Origin of the sequence: Citrobacter sp. CK185, assembly GCF_030333565.1 — a bacterium.
In the GTDB taxonomy this organism is placed as follows: Bacteria; Pseudomonadota; Gammaproteobacteria; order Enterobacterales; family Enterobacteriaceae; genus Citrobacter_B; species Citrobacter_B koseri.
Window position 1 is genome coordinate 138,457 of record NZ_JAOWFR010000022.1, and the last position, 17,631, is coordinate 156,087.

A 17,631-nucleotide genomic window follows, 5' to 3' on the forward strand; every position below is an offset into this window, starting at 1 on the left:
ATAAACTCCGCTGAGCCGCTAGAATAGAAACGTTGTTTTGAAATTCACTTTCTCTAAGGAGATGACATGGCCTGGTTAGCCAACCCCGAACGTTATGAGCAGATGCTTTATCGCTACTGCGGTAAAAGCGGTTTGCGTTTACCCGCGCTATCGCTGGGTTTGTGGCACAGTTTCGGCCACGTTCAGGCGCTGGATTCACAGCGTGCGCTGCTGCGTAAAGCCTTTGATTCAGGCATCACCCATTTTGATTTAGCCAATAACTACGGCCCGCCGCCGGGAAGCGCAGAAGAGAACTTTGGCCGTTTGCTGCGGGAAGATTTTGCGCCGTATCGCGATGAGCTGATCGTTTCCACCAAAGCGGGTTATGACATGTGGCCTGGGCCATACGGCTCCGGCGGGTCGCGTAAGTACCTGCTCGCCAGCCTCGATCAGAGCCTGAAGCGGATGGGGCTGGACTATGTCGATATCTTCTATTCCCACCGTGTCGATGAAAACACGCCAATGGAAGAGACCGCATCCGCGCTGGCGCAGGCGGTACAAAGCGGTAAGGCGCTTTACGTCGGCATCTCCTCCTATTCGCCTGAGCGAACTCAACGAATGGCGGAACTGCTGCGCGAATGGAAAATCCCGCTGCTGATTCATCAGCCGTCCTACAATCTGCTCAACCGCTGGGTGGATAAAAGCGGCCTGCTGGATACGCTGGCGGCCAACGGCATGGGTTGCATTGCGTTCACACCGCTGGCTCAGGGATTGTTAACCGGAAAATACTTAAACGGTATCCCGGAAGGTTCACGTATGCAGCGTGAAGGGAAAAAAGTTCGCGGTCTGACGGAGAATATGCTGACGGAAGCGAATCTGAACAGCCTGCGTTTACTCAATGAGATGGCGCAACGTCGCGGCCAGTCAATGGCGCAGATGGCGCTTAGCTGGCTGTTGAAAGATAATCGCGTAACGTCGGTGCTGATCGGCGCCAGTCGACCAGAGCAGCTGGAAGAAAATGTGCAGGCGTTGTCGAACCTGACATTCAGCGCTGACGAGTTAGCGCAAATCGATAAACATGTCGCGGACGGCGAGCTGAACCTCTGGCAAGCCTCATCGGATAAATAACGCTTTCGGGCACGCGCGCCGGGTGGCGGTCTCGCCTTACCCGGCCAACGTCAGGCACATTTATTAAACCTCTTCCGGTTTGATTAGCGGCCGCTGATATTCAGGCCACACCAGAGCAACCAGGGAGGGATACGCCTCCAGGCTAAATTCCCGGAAACATTGCCGCAAGTTAAGCACATCCAGATCGGAATGCGGAACTTTTTCCCCGTTCAGACAACGCTTTTTAACGTTGTCATAATATTTATAGACCGCAGAGTTGAGATCGCTGCAACGGCGCTGCGCATCAAATAACCCCGGCGTTCCGTTTAGTTCCGCCATCGTCATCCGCTTTATCGTTGCGTGAAGAAAATCAATATATTCGTGATTGACTCGCCAGTACCATACCGGTGTAATAGTATTCATGAGCGACGAAAAATGATCTTCGCCCTCCTCTTTGGACAAGGGTTCCGCTTGATTTACTGGATTAGACGCCTCAGCAGAGCGCTGTTTATTAAATTCGTGCATCAAGAAAAGCACGCCGCCAGTGAGTAATAGCAGAGTGATAATAGAATAAAAAATGCTGTTCATATGCCGACTCCATTTTTTTTGATTTTAAAATTACACCATGCTATTGTCAACGAGACCTGCCTTATAAAAAACAATATACTATTGATAGTAAAGGACATTCCAACATGCTTCCCGAGCATCTTGTGCCGACTCGTTTTCATTTATCTGCCTCGCCAGGCGATGCTGAGACCGTAGAAAATAGTGAAAATTTGACTCAGGGAAAGAAAACGCTGAGCGATTACGAGCCAGATATTTTAATTAGCGCCACACCGACTGGTCAATCTAAAAACATGTTACTTGAAGAACGTGACCGTCATTTAAAAGACCGGCTTTATCGCGTAGCTAAAATTGAGACGTTTGCTCGTCTTATTAATAGCCTACAGGCGGAAGGCGATGTTGATGCTCAGGCATTAAGTAAAATTCTGGCAGATGCCACAACAAAAATAAACGATCACGGCAATGAAATTTGGCTTAATCTCATAACCAGAGAGAAAAACTCTCCCGTTTTTTATTCTCTGGAAGAGAAATAATATGAAAGACGTTGAAGATAATAATGTTTATTTAGCTTTAGATAATAATAAAAGCGATGAATTTATCTTAAAGCAAAATCTTAAAGCGCTTATCGCCAATAAAAACGCGACCCTTGAACAGGTGGCGCAGGAGATCGTGTCGATTCCCGCCGCGTTAGTGCGGCTGAAATGGCAAAATCGCCGTGAAATCTATGCGCTCCAGGTCAAAGAAGAGATCTACGGTTCGGTTATCAATACGATTATTGAGCAACATCCCGAGATGCGGGACAAAATCATGGCGCGCCTGGAGAGCACATATCAACACTTACTGGCGCGAGAAACGGCGACCCTGCGCCTGACCCGTAAGCTATCCGATGGCGATTACCGAACGACCAATATCACCACCGTCGCGCTGAATGAAAAACGTTTTCCCACGACGAAGTAATCTGGCGAATCAGCAATCCCAGCGATTGCCGCATCATGCAGGCCTGGTAAGCGCAGCGCCATCAGGCAATAAAAAAAACCGGGTACGGCTTGCGCCCTACCCGGCCTGTCTGTCAGCCCATCAGCAACAACGATTACTTCGCTTTTGCGACCTCTTCACCCACGAGACCAATTTTCAGGTAACCCGCCTGGTGCAGCGTATCCATCACTTTCATCATTGTTTCATAATCAACGGTTTTATCCGCACGGAAGAAGATCGTCGTGTCTTTCTTCCCTTCGGTTAACGCGTTCAGCTCGCCGATCATGGTTTCATCCGTTACCTGATCGTTGCCGATAAACATGCTGTTGTCGGCCTTCACGGACAGATAAACCGGTTTTTCCGGGCGCGGCTGCGGGGTGCTGGTGGACGCAGGAAGATTCACCTTCACGTCCACCGTTGCCAGCGGCGCGGCCACCATAAAGATAATCAGCAGAACCAGCATGACGTCGATAAACGGCGTCACGTTGATTTCATGCATTTCACCGTTATCGTCCAGATTTTCATTAAGACGCATTGCCATGGAACATTATCCTACACGTAATTTCTGCGCGGTACGTACCGGCTGAGCGGAAGCGCTCGCGTTCAGATCCAGATCGCGGCTTTGCAGCAACAGAATCTGTGCCGCCACGTCGCCCAGCGTCGCTTTGTAGCTGCCGATCTGACGTGCGAAAATGTTGTAAATCACGACCGCAGGGATTGCCGCGACCAGGCCGATCGCCGTAGCCAGCAACGCTTCCGCGATACCCGGCGCGACAACCGCGAGGTTGGTGGTCTGGGTTTGCGCGATGCCGATGAAGCTGTTCATGATGCCCCATACCGTACCAAACAGACCGACAAACGGAGAGATGGCGCCGATGGTCGCCAGGTAGCCATTGCCGCGTCCCATATGACGGCCAACCGCCGCTACGCGACGCTCCAGGCGGAACCCGGTACGCTCTTTAATACCTTCGTTGTCTTCACTGCCTTCCGACAGTTCCAGCTCGTTCTGCGCTTCATAGAGCAACTGTGAGCTTAAACTTTTCGCCGCGAATGCGGAGGCAATATTGCTGGCCTGGTCTAAAGAACGCGCTTCAGCCAGCTGCTGTTGTTCACGCTTGAGCCGACGCTTCTGCGTAAAGAACTCAAGACTCTTACTGAAGAAGATAGCCCAGGTGACTACTGACGCCAGAATCAGACCAATCATCACGCACTTAACCACGATGTCGGCGTGCTGATACATACCCCAGACGGAGAGATCCGTCTGCATCAAATTATTACCCACTCTGTATCTCCAGGACGCAAATCACAAATTCTGAGCGTAATAATATCAAAACGACGTCGAATTGATAGTCGTTCTCATTACTATTTACATAGTGCCGCACCTTTGGTTTCTTTTCCTTGCGCTTACGCAGTAAAAAAGTCACCAGATGTCATTTTGAGAAAATTTTCTGCTTTATGCCGATTCTTCAGGATGCGTCACTCATCATTCATGATAGTTTAGACATCCAGACGTATAAAAATGGGTACTCCAACATGGCAGAAAAACATCTTGAAACCAAACTGGTGAGCGCAGGACGCAGCAAAAAATACACGCTGGGATCGGTGAACAGCGTCATTCAGCGCGCCTCCTCGCTGGTATTTGACACCGTAGAAGCCAAAAAGCACGCCACCCGCAACCGCGCCAATGGCGAGCTTTTCTATGGACGTCGCGGAACGCTAACCCATTTTTCGCTACAGGAAGCCATGTGCGAACTGGAAGGCGGCGCCGGATGCGCGCTCTTCCCCTGCGGCGCGGCGGCTGTCGCCAACACGATTCTGGCCTTTGTGGAACAGGGCGATCACGTCCTGATGACCAACACCGCTTACGAACCCAGTCAGGATTTTTGCACCAAAGTTCTCGCCAGACTCGGCGTGACGACCGGCTGGTTTGATCCGCTGGTCGGCGCGGATATCGTGAAGCATATTCAGCCCAATACGAAAGTAGTGTTTCTCGAATCTCCTGGCTCCATCACGATGGAAGTGCATGACATCCCGGCGATTGTCGGCGCGGTAAGACGCGTTGCGCCAGACGCTGTCATTATGATTGATAACACCTGGGCGGCGGGCGTGCTGTTTAAAGCGCTGGATTTCGGGATCGATATCTCCATCCAGGCAGGAACGAAATACCTGATTGGTCACTCGGATGCGATGGTCGGCACGGCCGTGTCTAATGCGCGTTGTTGGGAGCAATTACGCGAAAACGCCTATCTGATGGGGCAAATGCTGGACGCGGATACCGCTTATATGACCAGCCGTGGGCTACGTACGCTGGGCGTGCGCTTGCGCCAGCATCATGAAAGCAGCCTGAAAGTCGCCGAGTGGCTGGCGAATCACCCTCAGGTCGCCCGCGTTAATCATCCCGCCCTTCCTGGCAGCAAAGGCCACGAATTCTGGAAGCGCGATTTCACGGGCAGCAGCGGGTTGTTCTCGTTTGTGCTGAATAAAAGGCTGAGTAATGAGGCGCTTTCCGCTTATCTGGATAATTTCAGCTTGTTCAGCATGGCCTACTCCTGGGGCGGCTTTGAATCCTTAATTCTGCCTAACCAGCCGGAACATATCGCCGCCATTCGTCCCGAAGGCGACGTTGATTTCACCGGCACGCTGATCCGTTTGCACATCGGTTTAGAGAATGTTGACGATCTGATTGCAGATTTAGCCGCAGGATTCACGCGTATTGTGTAAAGTTTCCGGTCATGGACAGAATTGCAGACACTCCGGGCAGAAAAGTCTGCATTTGTTGCGTCCGGGATCAAGGCATCCCGGGCAATTCAGGAGTACAATAGCCCCATAAACGCGGTTCCACAGGAAAGTCCATGGCTGTCATTCAAGATATTATCGCTGCGCTCTGGCAACACGATTTTGCCGCGCTGGCGGACCCACACGTTGTTAGCGTTGTCTACTTTGTGATGTTTGCCACGCTATTTTTAGAAAATGGCCTGCTCCCGGCCTCTTTTTTACCCGGAGACAGCCTGCTCTTACTGGCAGGCGCGCTGGTTGCACAAGGTGTCATGGACTTTGTCCCCACGATCCTTATTCTGACGACAGCTGCCAGTCTCGGCTGCTGGCTGAGCTATATTCAGGGGCGCTGGCTGGGAAATACGCAAACGGTGAAAGGCTGGCTGGCGCAGCTTCCCGTTAAATACCATCAGCGCGCGACCTGTATGTTCGACCGGCACGGCCTGCTGGCGCTGCTTGCCGGGCGCTTTCTGGCGTTTGTGCGCACCCTGCTGCCCACAATGGCGGGGATTTCAGGGCTGTCCAGTCGCCGGTTTCAGTTTTTTAACTGGCTGAGCGGGCTGCTGTGGGTCGGCGTGGTGACCAGTTTCGGCTACGCGCTCAGCATGATCCCGTTCGTGAAACGTCATGAAGATCAGGTGATGACGTTTTTGATGATCCTGCCGATTGCCCTGCTGGCCGCCGGTTTGATCGGCACATTATTCGTCGTGATCAAGAAGAAGTATTGCAGCGCCTGATTTGCTGATTGCCGGATGGCGCTTACGCTTATCCGGCTTACACATGATTAGCTTCCCTGCATCATTCTCATTCGTGCCGCATCCTCCCCCGGCGTTACGCCAAAATAGCGTTTGAACTCCCGACTGAACTGCGACGCGCTCTCGTAGCCAACGCGCATCGCAGCGGCGCTGGCTTTCATCCCGTCGTGAATGATCATCATCCGCGCTTTATGCAGACGATAGGTTTTCAGGTACTGCAACGGCGAGGTACTGGTAACGGATTTAAAATTATGATGGAACGCCGAGACGCTCATGTTGGCTTCCGCCGCCAGTTGCTCAACGTTCAGGTTCTCGGTGTATTTGGTTTCAATCCGCTTCAGCACCCGGCTAATCAGGCTGAAATGGGTCTGGCGGCTGACCAGCGCCAGCAGCGCGCCGCCACGCGGCCCCATCAGAACGTGATACAGAATTTCGCGAATAATCTGTTTCCCCAGAATACGCGCATCCAGCGGCCTTTCCATCACATCTAACAGGCGTTCCGCCGCACAAAGAATGTCATCCGACAGCGTGGCGGAGTTAATCCCGCTTGCCGCCATCGACGGTTGAAACAGATCGTCCTCGCCAATGTCCATCAGCAACTCCTGCAATTGCAGGATATCAACATTCAGACGAATCCCCGCAAGCGGTACTTCCGGCGTCGCATAAGTTTCACATTCAAAGGGTAAAGGTACTGTCAGCAGCAGATATTCATTGGCATCGTACTGAAATACGCGTTCATTGATATAACCGATCTTATGCCCCGAAAAGAGAAATATGATGCCAGGCTGATACATCACAGGCGTGCGCAACCCCGGCTCCGTGCCGTAGAGCAGACGCACGTCGGGCAGGCAGTCATTCAGGTTATTTTGATTGTTTATCAGCTGCTTAATTTTATCTGTCAGCAACAGGCAGATGGCTTCACGGTTCATGGCGCGCTTTTTTCTCATCGGTTTACGACGCGTTGATTGTGCGCAAATTTATCTTTTTTCTCCAGCGCTCTGGAGAAATGGGCAAGACATTGGCAGAAATGAGCATTGAGAGGAAGGCGGCTGGCGACCACAATGTTCACCATCAGGCAGACATTCGCCTGCCCACTTTTTTACCCACATAAGGGAACGAGCAATGAACAACTTTAATCTGCATACCCCAACCCGCATTCTGTTTGGTAAAGGCGCGATTGCCGATCTGCGCGATCAAATCCCTCAGGGCGCCCGCGTATTGATCACCTACGGCGGCGGCAGCGTGAAAAAGACCGGCGTACTGGATCAGGTACATGACGCGCTGAAAGGTCTGGACGTGCTGGAATTTGGCGGCATCGAGCCAAACCCGTCTTATGAAACGCTGATGAACGCCGTCAACATTGTACGTGATGAGAAAGTGACGTTCCTGCTGGCGGTCGGCGGCGGTTCCGTGCTGGATGGCACTAAATTTATCGCGGCGGCGGCGCAATATGACGAAGGCGTGGACCCGTGGCGCATTCTGGAAACTCGCGGCAACGACGTGAAAAGCGCCGTACCGATGGGATCGGTGCTGACGTTGCCGGCAACGGGTTCAGAATCTAACTCCGGGGCGGTAATTTCCCGTAAAACCACCGGCGATAAGCTGGCCTTTATGACGCCGTTCGTCCAACCCGTGTTTGCGGTGCTCGATCCGGTTTATACCTACACCCTGCCGCCGCGCCAGGTTGCTAACGGCGTTGTGGATGCATTCGTTCACACCGTTGAGCAGTATGTCACTTACCCGGTTGACGGAAAAATTCAGGATCGCTTCGCCGAAGGTATCCTGCTGACGCTTGTCGAAGAAGGCCCGAAAGCGCTGAAAGAGCCGGAAAACTACGATGTCCGCGCCAACGTAATGTGGGCGGCCACTCAGGCGCTGAACGGTCTGATCGGCGCGGGCGTCCCGCAGGACTGGGCAACGCATATGCTGGGTCATGAGCTGACGGCGATGCACGGCCTTGATCACGCGCAGACGCTGGCTATCGTCCTGCCTGCGCTGTGGAATGAAAAACGCGATACCAAACGCGCCAAACTGTTGCAGTACGCAGAGCGAGTCTGGAATATCACCGACGGTTCCGACGATGCGCGTATTGATGCCGCCATCGCCGCCACCCGCAGCTTCTTTGAGCAAATGGGCGTACCGACTCGCCTGTCTGATTACGGTCTGGACGGCAGTTCCATTCCGGCATTGCTGGCAAAACTGGAAGCGCACGGCGGCACAAATCTGGGTGAACATCAGGACATTACGCTGGATGTCAGCCGTCGAATTTACGAAGCGGCTCGCTAAGGTTTTTTCGCCTCTGGCTTTCGTTTTTGGACATTTCGTCCAGACTTAAGTCACACAACCTCACCGGAGTTTGCTCCGGTGAGATCGCATAAAGGAGGAACGCATGGCTAATCCAACCGTTATCAAGCTACAGGATGGCAACGTAATGCCACAACTGGGCCTGGGAGTCTGGAAGGCAAGCAACGAGGAAGCAATTTCCGCCATTCATAAGGCGCTGGAAGTGGGATATCGCTCCATTGATACCGCTGCGGCGTACAAGAATGAAGAAGGCGTCGGAAAAGCGTTAAAAGATGCCGGTATCGACCGGGAAGAGCTGTTTATTACCACCAAACTGTGGAATGACGATCAGAAACGCCCTCGAGAAGCCTTGCAGGAAAGCCTGGATAAGCTCCAGTTGGATCACCTCGATCTCTATCTGATGCACTGGCCCGTTCCGGCTATCGACCATTATGTTGACGCCTGGGAAGGGATGATTGAACTGCAAAGAGAGGGGCTGGTGAAAAGCATCGGCGTGTGTAACTTCCAGGTAAACCACCTCCAGCGTCTGATCGATGAAACCGGCGTTACACCGGTGATCAACCAGATCGAATTGCATCCGCTGATGCAACAGCGTCAGCTGCATGCCTGGAATGCGACGCACAAGATCCAGACCGAGTCCTGGAGCCCGCTGGCGCAAGGCGGCGCAGGCGTTTTCGATCAGAAAATCATTCGCGATCTGGCGGATAAGTACGGTAAATCTCCGGCGCAAATTGTGATCCGCTGGCATCTGGATAACGGGCTGGTGGTGATCCCTAAATCCGTCACCCCTTCACGTATTGCGGAAAACTTCGACGTCTGGGATTTCCGTCTCGACAAAGACGAATTAAGCGAAGTGGCCAAACTTGACCAGGGTAAACGCCTGGGGCCGGACCCGGATCAGTTCGGCGGCTAACCTTCCTTTCCGGCCCGACATTTCTGTCGGGCTTTTTGACTACCTGGCGGGTTTGGTAGAAAGTGTTGAGTCGGTACGACGCGAATTGTGAACTCAGCAACGGAGAAAAGGAATGAGCTGTATTTTTTGCCAAATCGTTGAGGGTAAAGCCCCCTGCCATAAGATCTGGGAAGACGAGCATCATCTGGCCTTCCTCTCCATCTTCCCGAACACCGACGGTTTTACGGTGGTGATCCCGAAGAAGCATTATCCCAGCTATGCGTTCGACTTGCCGCCGCAGGCACTGGCCGATCTGATGCTTGCCACCCAAAAAGTGGCGAAAAAGCTGGATAACGCCTTCCCGGACGTGGGGCGTACGGGAATGTTTTTTGAAGGATTTGGCGTGGATCATGTGCACAGCAAGCTCAGCCCCATGCACGGCACCGCTAACCTGAGCGAATGGAAGCCTATTGAATCGCGGCAGGCGAAATTCTTTGAACAGTACGAAGGCTATTTGTCATCGCATGACCACGAGCGGGCGGATGACGAAAAACTGGCAGCGCTGGCCGCCAGAATTCGTGAAGCGAACGCGTAATCCGTCTGTTTGCCGGATAGCGGTGCAGGCACCTTATCCGGCAAACAGCTAACGGGTTTAACGTCCGGCTACCTTGCTGCGTTTTTTATTGCCCGCAGGCGTCTGACGCTGATGCGCCACTGGCGTATGCTTAGTCAACGCCGGGCGCGTGTTGCGGTTCTGACGACGGGCTTCACGCATCTCGTCCAGCGTAGGCGCCGGAACCAGACACTCGCGACGACTGCCAATCAGATGCTTTTTCCCCATCTCTTCCAGCGCCTGGCGAATCAGCGGCCAGTTCGCCGGATCGTGGTAACGCAGCAGCGCTTTATGCAGACGACGCTGTTTGTCGCCTCTCGGCACCACCACGTCTTCACTCTTATAGCCAATTTTACCCAGCGGGTTTTTCCCGGTGTAATACATGGTCGTTGAGTTCGCCAGCGGCGACGGATAGAAGTTCTGCACCTGATCCAGACGGAAGCGATGGCGTTTCAACCACAGCGCCAGATTCACCATATCTTCGTCCCGCGTACCGGGGTGCGCAGAGATAAAATACGGGATCAGGTACTGCTCTTTCCCGGCCTGTTTTGAGTAAAGGTCGAACAGTTCTTTGAAGCGATCATAGCTGCCCATGCCCGGCTTCATCATCTTCGACAGCGGCCCTTCTTCGGTATGCTCCGGCGCAATCTTCAGATAGCCGCCCACATGATGGCTCGCCAGCTCTTTGATATAACGCGGATCTTCAACGGCAATGTCGTAACGCACGCCGGAGGCGATCAGGATCTTCTTGATGCCTTTCAGATCGCGGGCGCGGCGATAGAGGTTAATCGTCGGCTCATGGTTGGTATCCATATGCGAGCAGATATCCGGGTACACGCACGACAGGCGGCGGCAGGTTTGTTCCGCGCGCGGCGACTTACAGCGCAGCATATACATGTTGGCCGTCGGCCCGCCGAGATCGGAAATCACGCCGGTAAAGCCCGGTACGGTATCGCGGATCGCTTCGATCTCATTGATGATCGAATCTTCTGAACGGCTCTGAATAATGCGGCCTTCGTGTTCGGTAATCGAGCAGAACGAGCAGCCGCCGAAACACCCGCGCATGATGTTAATCGAGAAGCGGATCATTTCGTAAGCCGGAATGCGGCTGTCACCGTATGCCGGATGCGGCACGCGCTTATACGGCAGCGCAAAAACGCTGTCCATCTCTTCGGTAGAGAGCGGAATGGCGGGCGGGTTGATCCAGATATAGCGATCGCCATGCTTTTGCATCAGCGCACGCGCGCAGCCAGGGTTGGTTTCGTGATGCAGAATACGCGACGCGTGCGCATACAGCACCTTATCGCCCTTCACCTTCTCAAAGGACGGCAGCAGCACGTAGGTTTTCTCCCACGGCTTCGGACGCGGCGGCTGAACGGTCACGGCTTTGGCTTCCTGCTTTTTCGGCGCAACCGGTTTGTTATCCGCGCATGGCAGATCTTCACCATACGGATGGGGGATCGGATCAATTTTCCCCGGCGTATCCAGACGCGTGGAATCAACCCCACTCCAGCCCGGCAGGGCTTCTTTAACAATAATCGCGGTGTTACGCACATCGCGGATCTGGCCGATCGGCTCCCCCATTGCCAGGCGGTGCGCAACTTCAACCAGCGGGCGCTCGCCGTTGCCGAACATCAGCATATCGGCTTTCGCATCCACCAGCACCGAGCGGCGTACGGTATCAGACCAGTAATCATAGTGCGCGGTACGACGCAGGCTGGCTTCAATACCGCCAAGGATCACCGGCACGTCTTTCCAGGCCTCTTTACAGCGCTGGGTATAGACCAGCGTCGCACGATCCGGGCGCTTGCCCGCCACGTTATCCGGCGTATAGGCGTCGTCATGGCGCAGTCGGCGATCGGCGGTATAACGGTTGATCATCGAGTCCATGTTGCCCGCTGTGACGCCGAAAAACAGATTCGGTTTCCCCAGACGCATAAAATCATCTTTGCTGTTCCAGTCCGGCTGGGCAATGATGCCAACACGGAAACCCTGCGCTTCCAGCATACGACCGCAAATCGCCATCCCAAAGCTCGGATGATCGACATACGCATCACCGGTAACCAGAATAATGTCGCAGCTATCCCAGCCAAGTTGATCCATTTCGTCGCGTGACATCGGCAAAAAAGGCGCGGGACCAAAACAGGCCGCCCAGTATTGAGGCCAGGAGAAAAGATCTCTGTCTGGCTGGATCAGGGATATTGCGCTCATAATGCTTCCAAAAAAATGGTAAAAAAATAATCAAAGGCCGGGATTATATGCCGGAACGAAAGAGAAAGGTATTCACTTCTCGCCCTTACGGGCGAGGGAAGATTTACGGCGCCGGGTTCACCAGCATTTGTCCGATAGACCCCCGGTCGGCCATTTCCAGCGTCTGGCTGTTGAAGTAGAACGGGAAGTGCGCCCAGGATGGCTGTCCGTAATAAACCAGCAATTCCACCTGTCCGTCCACCCATACCGTATCTTTCCAGCCCCGATCTTCCGGGAACGGCATGGCGCCATTGACGTTGCGGATCAGGAAAGAGACACCCTCAATATGGAAGGGTTGCGGCATATCGGCGCGAACGGTCCAGCGCTCCCAGGAACCTTGCTGGGCGGTGATATCAATGCGGTTGACGTCCCACAATTGCCCGTTGATGCCGGGATCGTCCCCGAGGCTGATATCCCGGCTGCGAATCGGCGCGCCGCTGACAATCTCCGTGGGCAATAAACGCATCGGCAGGCTGTCAGTCACCAGCGGCAGCAGCCCGGTTGGCCGTAAGGTCAGCACCAGCGTAGAGACCAGAATGCTGGAAGGTTCAAAGAAGCCACGGATGCGATCGACAATACTGGCCGCTTCCCCGCAGGTGATCGACACCTCATCGCCGTTGGTCATATCGACCAGAATTTCCCGGCGTTCACCGGGCGCCAGCGACAGTTGTTTGACGGACACCGGCGCGGGTAAAAGTCCCTGATCGCCAGAAATAACATGCAGCGCGCGACCGTCGCTCATTTGCAACTGGTAACGGCGAGAGTTCGACGCATTCAGCAAGCGCAGTCGTACCCAGCCGCGGGAAACCTCCACGTAAGGACTCTGTGCGCCGTTGACCAGCAGCGTATCGCCAACAAACCCGCCGCTGCCCGGTTCGCTGTACTCCGGCGTACCGAAATTATCCAGTCGCTTATCCTGGATAATGATCGGGAAATCATCCACGCCGTAATGATTGGGGATCGGCAGCGATTTGCTGACCTCATCCTCGATCAGCCACATCCCGGCAAGGCCGTTATAGACCTGCTGCGCGGTACGGTTTGGCGTATTGGCGTGATACCACAGCACGGCGGCGTTCTGACGAATCGGCAATACCGGCGCCCAGTCAGCGTTGGGCGACATCATCCGCGCAGGGCCGCCCATCAGCGGCCCCGGCACCTGCAATCCGCTGACGGTCATGGAGACATTTTCAGTCAGACGGTTGCTGTAGATGAGCTTAACGTCATCCCCTTTCCAGACGCGAATCGTCGGCCCCAGGTAACGCCCGTTAATCCCCCAGACGGGCGCGCGCGTACCCTGCGTAAAGGACCAGTGCGCGCGCTGCAACGTCATAAACAACGGCTGCCCGCGACGGGACTCCAGCAGCGGCGGAACGGGCAGAGGCTGCTGCTGACCGGCTGCATTAGCCTTCAGCGGAACGGCACCGGCACACAGTGCGATCCCCGAAGCCTGAATGAACTGACGCCGACTGAGTGACATATAAGCTCCATTTAAAACAGACAAAGAGTGCGCAGGAAGTCGTTTCCCACAAAAACGCGATCACACTGATTCAGACTTTGCCGGTCGCTTCGCGCTCTGCAATTTCCTGATCGAGTTCTGCAATTTTTTGTTCCATCAACGAGCGGCAATGCGCCGCCAGTTCACGAACCTGATCCTTACCAAACTGGCTGATGTCCACCGGCGGCAGCATCTCTACAATCACCAGACCGTTATTCAGTCGGTTAAGCTTAATTTTATTCGATGTATTGGAAACACACACTGGAATCACCGGAACACCGGCGGCGATAGCGGCATGAAAGGCGCCGGTTTTAAACGGCAGCAGGCCACGGCCACGGCTGCGCGTTCCTTCCGGGAACATCCAGATAGAGATACGGCGCTTTTTAAAATGGCTCACCACTTCTGCGATTGTGCCGTGCGCTTTGGCACGATTATTTCGGTCAATCAACAAGTTACCGGTTAACCAGTACAGCTGGCCAAAAAACGGGATCCAGACCAGGCTCTTTTTGCCGACCGTCACCGTAGGCGGTTGCACAATGTTGGCTGCCGTCACCATATCGTAGTTGTTCTGATGGTTAGCGATATAGATAGCGTTGCCATAGCTTTCGGCATCAGCAGGCTTACGGCACTCCACCTTCAGGCCATAAAGCGGCGCCAGACGGCCAAACATATGGCCAAACGTCGCGACATGCTTCGGGTTACGCGGGCTGAAAAGGCAGTAGATCGAACCGAAAATGCAGACAAGAATGCAGTAAATAACGGTAATGATTAGACGAAAGATATATAGCATAACAACCTCTGAAGGCCTAAGAGCGTCGCATTCTACGTCACCTGATATCAGGTTAGGGCTTTGTTAAGAGCGGCTCTCTGGAAAAGCGTATTGTTAATCGCAATGCGCGAATAAACAACGGTTTTACGGGAAATTTTATTGTTAATCCGGCCTGACAGCATCGTTAAAACCGCAGGCCGGACAAGGCGTTTACGCCGCCATCCGGCACAATGAGATGGCCTGATGGCGCTTAAAATCGCCTTATTCTTCGCTGTCGCCGTCGCGGGCGCGTCGTGGCGAGTCAATCTCAATACGATCGATGCGCTGCAAACCGCGCATCAGCGTACCGCGACGACCGCGCTCGCCGGTCACTTTTTGCAGCTCTTCAGGGCGCAGTTTGATTTTGCGCTTGCCGACATGAATCGTGAGCGTGCTTTGCGGCGGCAGAACGTAGAGCTGGGCCAGCGTATCGTCGCCTCTGGCCGCTTCCGCAGACGGAATGTTGATGATCTTGTTCCCTTTCCCCTTCGACAACTGCGGCAGATCGCTGACCGGGAACATCAACATACGCCCGGCGGCGGTGATCGCCAGCAGCATATCGGTTTCATCTTCAATCACCACCGGCGGCATAACGTGCGCGTTTTCCGGCAACGTGATCAGCGCTTTACCCGCGCGGTTGCGGGCGACCAGATCGTTAAAGGTACAGACGAAACCATAGCCGGCGTCCGAGGCCATCAGCAGTTTCTGCTCATCCCCTTCCATCAGCATATGCTCTACGGTCGCGCCCGGCGGCAGCGTCAGCTTACCGGTCAACGGCTCGCCCTGACCACGCGCCGACGGCAGCGTAATCGGGTCGATGGCGTAGCTGCGCCCGGTCGTGTCGATAAACACCACCGGCTGGTTGCTCTTGCCTTTCGCCGAGGCTTTCCAGCTGTCGCCCGATTTATAGTTCAGACCCTGTGCGTCAATATCATGGCCTTTGGCGCTACGCACCCAGCCCATCTGCGACAGCACGATCGTCACCGGTTCAGACGGCAGCATGTCATGCTCGCTCATCGCTTTAGCTTCTTCACGCTCGCGCAGTGGGGAGCGGCGATCGTCGCCATACGCGTCTGAATCCGCCTGCAACTCTTTCTTCAGCAGGGTGTTCATTTTGCGCTCGGAGGCCAGAATGCCCTGCAATTGATCGCGCTCTTTCGCCAGCTCATCCTGCTCGCCGCGAATCTTCATCTCTTCCAGTTTGGCGAGATGGCGCAGTTTCAGTTCGAGGATGGCTTCGGCCTGGGTTTCCGTGATGCCAAAACGCGACATCAGCGCCGGTTTCGGTTCATCCTCATGGCGGATTATCTCAATCACTTCGTCGATATTGAGAAACGCCACCAGCAAACCTTCCAGAATATGCAGGCGCTTGAGGACTTTCTCCAGACGATAGTTCAGGCGACGACGCACGGTATCGCGACGGAACGCCAGCCATTCGGTCAGGATCTCCAGCAGGTTTTTCACCGCCGGGCGACCGTCCAGACCGATCATGTTCAGGTTGATGCGGTAGCTCTTTTCCAGGTCCGTGGTCGCAAACAGGTGGTTCATCACCTGCTCCATATCCACGCGGTTGGAACGCGGCACGATCACCAGACGGGTCGGATTTTCGTGATCGGACTCGTCGCGCAGATCGTCAACCATCGGCAGCTTTTTGTTCCGCATCTGGGCGGCGATCTGCTCCAGTACGCGAGCGCCGGACACCTGGTGCGGCAGCGCGGTAATCACCACCGCGCCATCTTCTTTTTTCCATACCGCGCGCATACGCACGGAGCCGCGACCATTTTCGTAAATCTTACGGATTTCCGCACGGGAAGTGATGATTTCCGCTTCGGTCGGGTAGTCCGGCCCCTGCACGATATCCAGCACCTGCTCAAGCGTTGTTTTCGGCTGCTCAATCAGGGTGATCGCGGCTTTCGCCACTTCGCGCAGGTTATGCGGCGGAATGTCTGTCGCCATCCCAACGGCGATGCCGGTGGTGCCGTTGAGCAGAATATTGGGCAGACGCGCAGGCAGCATCTTCGGCTCTTGCAGGGTGCCATCAAAGTTCGGCACCCAGTCCGCCGTCCCCTGACCGAGTTCACTCAGCAGGACTTCCGCGTATTTCGACAGACGGGATTCGGTATAACGCATCGCCGCGAAGGATTTCGGATCGTCCGGCGCGCCCCAGTTCCCCTGCCCGTCAACCAGCGGGTAACGGTAAGAGAACGGCTGCGCCATCAGCACCATCGCTTCATAACAGGCGCTGTCGCCGTGCGGATGGTATTTACCCAGCACGTCGCCGACGGTACGGGCGGATTTTTTAAATTTGGCGCTGGCGTTCAGCCCCAGTTCAGACATCGCGTACACGATGCGACGCTGAACCGGCTTCAGTCCGTCACCAATAAACGGCAACGCCCTGTCCATGATGACGTACATGGAGTAGTTCAGATAGGCGTTTTCCGTGAATTCATGCAGCGCAAGGCGCTCTGCCATATCGCTCATTAATCGTGGTTCCTCAACTGTTAGCCTGAACAATAACCCAGTATCCGTCAGGCAATATTGCCGCAGATACTACCTTATCTGGCGCGTTGAGTCACAAAGAAAAAGGGCCGCGAGTGCGGCCCTGATGGGGTTTATTTGGCGACTTTGGTGATTTGCTTCACGTCGATTTCAACGGAATTCCAGTCTTTATCCACTTCGCCCTGGATTTCAACCAGGTCCTGCGGCGTTACGGTAACGCCGTTCCAGCGTTTGTGGTCGATATCGACATTCACCGTCCCGGTGGCATCCTTGAACAGATACAGATCGTCGGAGATACGCTCAACGATGTTACCGCGCAGGGTGACCCAGGCGTCATCACGCATTGATTTCGCGCTTTCTACGGTCGTATTACTCCCGTTCGGGCCAACAAACCCGCCGCCCTGACTTTGCGTCGCCGTCGGGCCAGAAAATCCACCTTGCTGAGCCGCCAGAACCGGAGCGGAACACAACGCCATTACGGCAACCATTGCAGCCAATTTTTTCATGACTCTCTCTCCCTTTTTACGCTGTTTCGTCTCAATTAAATAAGGTAATCCTTAACAACTTCTTAAGGCAAAAAAAGATACTTTTTTTTCTGTACAACGCGCGCCACGA

17 protein-coding genes are annotated in these 17,631 nt (G+C 54.3%); 8 read left to right on the top strand and 9 right to left on the bottom strand.

Translation table 11 applies throughout. The annotated features are described in order from the left end of the window. The first annotated feature begins 66 nt into the window (after positions 1–66). Positions 67–1,107 (top strand): aldo/keto reductase, encoded by a 1,041-nt coding sequence (locus OGV79_RS06400; protein WP_047461193.1) that lies wholly within the window; start codon positions 67–69, stop codon positions 1,105–1,107. A 63-nt stretch (positions 1,108–1,170) separates the two neighbouring features. On the opposite strand, the gene OGV79_RS06405 is transcribed toward OGV79_RS06400, so the two are convergent. Next, positions 1,171–1,674 carry an ESA_00282 family adhesion-associated protein gene (locus tag OGV79_RS06405; RefSeq protein WP_275147588.1) on the bottom strand — a complete coding sequence of 168 codons (504 nt, stop codon included), beginning with the start codon at positions 1,672–1,674 and terminating at the stop codon, positions 1,171–1,173. 104 nt (positions 1,675–1,778) lie between these two features. On the opposite strand from OGV79_RS06405, the gene OGV79_RS06410 reads away from it, so the two are divergent. After that, on the top strand, positions 1,779–2,183 hold the full coding sequence (locus OGV79_RS06410; protein ID WP_012135137.1) for a hypothetical protein: 405 nt from the start codon (positions 1,779–1,781) through the stop codon (positions 2,181–2,183). A 1-nt stretch (position 2,184) separates the two neighbouring features. Next, positions 2,185–2,607 (top strand): hypothetical protein, encoded by a 423-nt coding sequence (locus OGV79_RS06415; RefSeq protein ID WP_047461188.1) that lies wholly within the window; start codon positions 2,185–2,187, stop codon positions 2,605–2,607. 133 nt (positions 2,608–2,740) lie between these two features. Here the strand turns inward: OGV79_RS06415 and exbD are convergent, their stop codons facing one another. Both exbD and exbB read right to left on the bottom strand, forming a co-directional pair. Beyond that, complete coding sequence (exbD, locus tag OGV79_RS06420; RefSeq protein WP_012135139.1) at positions 2,741–3,166, bottom strand: TonB system transport protein ExbD; 426 nt, start codon at positions 3,164–3,166, stop codon at positions 2,741–2,743. Between the two features lie 6 nt (positions 3,167–3,172). After that, positions 3,173–3,907, bottom strand: coding sequence for a tol-pal system-associated acyl-CoA thioesterase (gene exbB / locus OGV79_RS06425; RefSeq protein WP_024130953.1), 735 nt, complete (start codon positions 3,905–3,907; stop codon positions 3,173–3,175). A 251-nt stretch (positions 3,908–4,158) separates the two neighbouring features. Here exbB and metC point away from each other — a divergent pair, with 251 nt between their 5' ends. Continuing rightward, complete coding sequence (gene metC / locus OGV79_RS06430; RefSeq protein ID WP_024130955.1) at positions 4,159–5,346, top strand: cystathionine beta-lyase; 1,188 nt, start codon at positions 4,159–4,161, stop codon at positions 5,344–5,346. Positions 5,347–5,477: 131 nt separating this feature from the next. Beyond that, positions 5,478–6,137, top strand: coding sequence for a DedA family general envelope maintenance protein YghB (gene yghB / locus OGV79_RS06435; protein ID WP_012135142.1), 660 nt, complete (start codon positions 5,478–5,480; stop codon positions 6,135–6,137). A 47-nt stretch (positions 6,138–6,184) separates the two neighbouring features. Here yghB and OGV79_RS06440 read toward each other — a convergent pair whose 3' ends face one another. Further along, positions 6,185–7,084 (bottom strand): AraC family transcriptional regulator, encoded by a 900-nt coding sequence (locus OGV79_RS06440; RefSeq protein ID WP_137675730.1) that lies wholly within the window; start codon positions 7,082–7,084, stop codon positions 6,185–6,187. 193 nt (positions 7,085–7,277) lie between these two features. On the opposite strand from OGV79_RS06440, the gene yqhD reads away from it, so the two are divergent. From yqhD to OGV79_RS06455, 3 genes are all read left to right on the top strand, one after another. Beyond that, complete coding sequence (gene yqhD, locus OGV79_RS06445) at positions 7,278–8,441, top strand: alcohol dehydrogenase (RefSeq protein WP_134769047.1); 1,164 nt, start codon at positions 7,278–7,280, stop codon at positions 8,439–8,441. Between the two features lie 103 nt (positions 8,442–8,544). Continuing rightward, complete coding sequence (dkgA, locus tag OGV79_RS06450) at positions 8,545–9,372, top strand: 2,5-didehydrogluconate reductase DkgA (RefSeq protein ID WP_012135146.1); 828 nt, start codon at positions 8,545–8,547, stop codon at positions 9,370–9,372. A gap of 112 nt (positions 9,373–9,484) precedes the next feature. After that, positions 9,485–9,946 carry an HIT family protein gene (locus OGV79_RS06455; RefSeq protein ID WP_012135147.1) on the top strand — a complete coding sequence of 154 codons (462 nt, stop codon included), beginning with the start codon at positions 9,485–9,487 and terminating at the stop codon, positions 9,944–9,946. A gap of 57 nt (positions 9,947–10,003) precedes the next feature. On the opposite strand, the gene OGV79_RS06460 is transcribed toward OGV79_RS06455, so the two are convergent. From OGV79_RS06460 to OGV79_RS06480, 5 genes are all read right to left on the bottom strand, one after another. Then, positions 10,004–12,175, bottom strand: coding sequence for a YgiQ family radical SAM protein (locus tag OGV79_RS06460; protein WP_047461183.1), 2,172 nt, complete (start codon positions 12,173–12,175; stop codon positions 10,004–10,006). A gap of 103 nt (positions 12,176–12,278) precedes the next feature. Further along, positions 12,279–13,691: a cell division protein FtsP gene (ftsP, locus tag OGV79_RS06465; RefSeq protein WP_012135149.1), complete on the bottom strand. Its 1,413-nt coding sequence runs from the start codon at positions 13,689–13,691 to the stop codon at positions 12,279–12,281. Positions 13,692–13,761: 70 nt separating this feature from the next. Continuing rightward, positions 13,762–14,499 carry a 1-acylglycerol-3-phosphate O-acyltransferase gene (plsC, locus tag OGV79_RS06470; RefSeq protein WP_047461176.1) on the bottom strand — a complete coding sequence of 246 codons (738 nt, stop codon included), beginning with the start codon at positions 14,497–14,499 and terminating at the stop codon, positions 13,762–13,764. A 240-nt stretch (positions 14,500–14,739) separates the two neighbouring features. Further along, a complete protein-coding gene (gene parC / locus OGV79_RS06475) occupies positions 14,740–16,998 on the bottom strand; it encodes a DNA topoisomerase IV subunit A (RefSeq protein WP_012135151.1) in 2,259 nt (752 codons plus the stop codon). A gap of 131 nt (positions 16,999–17,129) precedes the next feature. Continuing rightward, positions 17,130–17,522, bottom strand: a complete 393-nt coding sequence (locus OGV79_RS06480; RefSeq protein WP_012135152.1) for a YgiW/YdeI family stress tolerance OB fold protein — start codon at positions 17,520–17,522, stop codon at positions 17,130–17,132. Between the last annotated feature and the right edge of the window lie 109 nt (positions 17,523–17,631).